This window comes from Lacinutrix sp. (assembly GCF_037625555.1).
Classification (GTDB): domain Bacteria; phylum Bacteroidota; class Bacteroidia; order Flavobacteriales; family Flavobacteriaceae; genus Lacinutrix.
In genome coordinates this window covers 1-3,054 of record NZ_JASJHV010000027.1, presented here as the reverse complement: position 1 = coordinate 3,054, position 3,054 = coordinate 1, and the positions used below count along the sequence as shown (strand labels likewise).

Sequence of the window (3,054 nt, the reverse complement as noted above, 5' to 3'; positions counted from 1 at the left end):
AAGTCGTTAACGTACTCTAAAACGTGTTTAAATAGCTTTCCTGCTTGTTCATCGTCTAACTTTTCCACCGTATGTATTAAGTCACAATAAAGTAAAAAGCCTTTTTTGTTTTCTGCCATAATTTATTGATAAAAAAAAGTGCTACGCTTTCGGTGGGTAGGAACACTTACTAACGTAACACTTAAAATTCTTGATTGTCCTACCAACTGCACAAATATAACTAAATTTTTTTTAAAATATCTTTATTCCAAAAATATTCTGGTTTGAATTTTTTTACACCTTTTGCAGTTCCATCCCAATATCTTCCAACCGTTAAAACATCCGTATAATAAACTCCTTGATAACTTCCTTTAACGTGGTTAAAGAACATATATACTTTTAATTTAGTTTTTAAAGATAAATCTCTGTAATGTTTATAGTGTTTGTAATTACAACCCGTTTCTATTACACCTTTAAACTCTACCCATTTTGTCTTGCTTTTAACTTCAACAAAAATACTTTTTTCATTTTTAAAGCACATTAAATCTGGACTTGTAAAACTTTCATTTAAACTTATTATTTGCGGGGCAAGTTCATCACTAAATTGATATAAAGGCATAATACTATAACCTTTTTTTATTAATATTTCGGCTATTTCTTTTTCGCCTTCTTGCCCAAATTCTAACTTTTCCTTAAAATTGTCCTTGCTCTGCTCCATAATGTTCCCAGTTTTTTCTTGTTTGTCTACTAAAATAATCTAATTTATTTCCTATGCACATACGTTCTACCATTTCATAAAATGCTTCTGGCTTTCTGCTATGTTCTCTGCGTGGTTCTGTTATTATATCTCTTTCGCTACTACCTTGTATTATTGGTTTGCCTTTAATTCCTAATAAGCAAAATTCAACTTGCATACGAACATTTCTACCCATGCCCATTTTAACTTTATCCCATACAATAGTAGCTTTATATTCAAAACCCCATTCTTTCATAATGTCAAAACTATCTCTTAAAAAAGCGTGTGTAGTCCAAAGAAACAAAACACTATCATTAGCAGCAGGTATTTCTATTTTTTTTATTTGTTCTACCGTCATAGTTGGATAGTCTACTGCACCTCTGTTGTTTTGTGCATCATAGTCATCACTACTAAAACCACCTTTTTCATTATATGCCCACGGTGGGTCTATTGCTATAACGTGGTATTTTTTGTCTAAAGTTGTTAAGTTTTCGGTTTCTATTTTTTGTTTTACTTCTTGTATTTTTTTATCTCTTTCCTCTTTCTTTTCTTCTTTCTTTATTTCTTTGTAAGCAGCGTTTATACTTACTTCGCTTTTATTTACTTTTTCAATAACTTCAGGTGTTGCTTTTTTAAATACAACATCTGCCATTGCAACTTTTCCTGTACTCCAACCTAACTCATCGGCTATTATTTTTTGTGTATTATGTTTTGATTCTAACTTTTTATCAATAGTTGATAAAAGGTCTGTTCGTTCTCCTTGTGTTAGTTTGCCTTGTGCTTTTAATAATTTACGCTTTTCATTTCTATTTAAATACCTCTGCGCATCAGTTAAATTACGTTTACCAAATTGATTATCAAGCATCCATATCTTAACCAAGTTTTCATTACTAAAATGTTTACTTGTAGTTTTATACTCCAAGTCGAAACGTTGCGCTATACTAAACCTGTTGTGTCCGTCAATTATAAAGCCGTTCCAAGTTATTATAGGTTCTCTTATTCCTTCTTCTAATATGTTTGCTTCAAGCTGCGCATATTCTTCTACACTTAGTGCAGGTATTAAATTTTTAAATTCTTCTTTGATTTCCATAGTTATTAATATAAATTATTGTAAAGTCTTCTTTTAATTGTTCTTAATTCTTGCATTGTTTCCGCTTCTAAAATATCTTTTTCTAAACTATATTTTTGTTGTGGTGCATTTTCTAGTATTTGCCTGTATGCTTCCGTATCTAATTTTAGTGAAACATCTAGCGCAGCAGTAAATTCATTATACCTTTTTATGCCGTGTATAATAGTTGAATGATTCATTTTAAACATTGCTGCTATTTGATAAAGTGTTAAACCACGATTTCTTAATGCATTAAAAAGAAATATTCTTTTGTTTACAGTTGATACTTTTCGACATTTTTTATCTAGTCTATCGTTCTTTATTATTTTTTTAATTAAGTCTACCATATATCCAAGTTATTAGTGTGCAGTAAATTTGTTCGATTAGTTTCATATCATTTCTATTTTAATTATTAAGCCTTCCCATAAACCAAAAGCTTTTTTAGCATCGTGTTTGTCTTGCGCTTTAATGTATTTTATCTCATAGCTTACAGGTGCGGTTGTGTCGCTGCCTTTATAAGTTTTGTATGTTACTCTATAAGTATTTAGCATTTCTTCTCTGTTTAGTAGGTAGTCAAAATATAAACTATTGTCGAATTTATCCCACCATTCTTTTTTAAATATTTCTTGTGTCATCTTTAATTTGGTTTATAGGTTTAATAATCTTTCTAGTTCTCCGCAGATTTCTTCGGGAGTATAAAACAATTCGCCATCAATTTCTAAGGTTTCCATTTTTACAAACGTACAAGTTTCTCTGTGTTCTTCGTATTGTATTTCATCCGTTAATCCGTTAAATCCTACAGCTTCATCTACCCAATAAGTTTCTGTTTCTATGCAAACACGGAAGCAGGTATCGCCTACGCCAAATTCTATTATTTCGTCTTGGTTCTCGTATATGTCTATCTCGGGTTTCATAATATTATAGATGTTAAAATTCCAATTAAAATTAAACCTGCAATTCCTACAGTAAAAACTATTGCTTCTTTTAAAAATTCTTTCCTGTCCATATCTATTTATTTAAGTCATTAATATATTTCTTACTCTGTGATTTCATATAATTGATGTCTAGCCATTCTAATAATTCAATTGTATTAAACCATACTTGAAAGTCTTCTCCCATTTCATCAGTTCCTACTAAACACGTTTCGTTGTCTTTCGTAGCCATAAACGTATTTATATCATTCATTCTCTTTGTCATAATCTATTTATTTAAGTGTGTTAAGTTGTTTAGT

Annotated in this window: 6 protein-coding genes; all 6 read right to left on the bottom strand. The window is 30.2% G+C overall.

The genetic code is table 11. The features are described 5' to 3' along the window. Positions 1 to 220 precede the first annotated feature (220 nt). The 6 genes from QNK89_RS01635 to QNK89_RS01610 all read right to left on the bottom strand — a co-directional run bounded on the left by QNK89_RS01635 (position 221) and on the right by QNK89_RS01610 (position 3,020). Positions 221 to 697: a hypothetical protein gene (locus QNK89_RS01635; protein ID WP_340169238.1), complete on the bottom strand. Its 477-nt coding sequence runs from the start codon at positions 695 to 697 to the stop codon at positions 221 to 223. Continuing rightward, the gene (locus QNK89_RS01630) at positions 672 to 1,805 is read right to left on the bottom strand and encodes an MT-A70 family methyltransferase (protein ID WP_340169237.1); all 1,134 of its coding nucleotides are present in this window, start codon (positions 1,803 to 1,805) and stop codon (positions 672 to 674) included. Before QNK89_RS01630 ends, QNK89_RS01635 begins: the two co-directional genes overlap by 26 nt. Before the next feature lie 5 nt (positions 1,806 to 1,810). After that, entirely contained in the window at positions 1,811 to 2,170 is a 360-nt protein-coding gene (locus QNK89_RS01625; protein ID WP_340169236.1) for a hypothetical protein, read from the bottom strand. Positions 2,171 to 2,212: 42 nt separating this feature from the next. Then, positions 2,213 to 2,458 (bottom strand): hypothetical protein, encoded by a 246-nt coding sequence (locus tag QNK89_RS01620; protein ID WP_340169235.1) that lies wholly within the window; start codon positions 2,456 to 2,458, stop codon positions 2,213 to 2,215. Between the two features lie 12 nt (positions 2,459 to 2,470). Next, a complete protein-coding gene (locus QNK89_RS01615) occupies positions 2,471 to 2,737 on the bottom strand; it encodes a hypothetical protein (protein WP_340169234.1) in 267 nt (88 codons plus the stop codon). 94 nt (positions 2,738 to 2,831) lie between these two features. Continuing rightward, positions 2,832 to 3,020, bottom strand: coding sequence for a hypothetical protein (locus QNK89_RS01610; RefSeq protein ID WP_340169233.1), 189 nt, complete (start codon positions 3,018 to 3,020; stop codon positions 2,832 to 2,834). Positions 3,021 to 3,054: the final 34 nt, after the last annotated feature.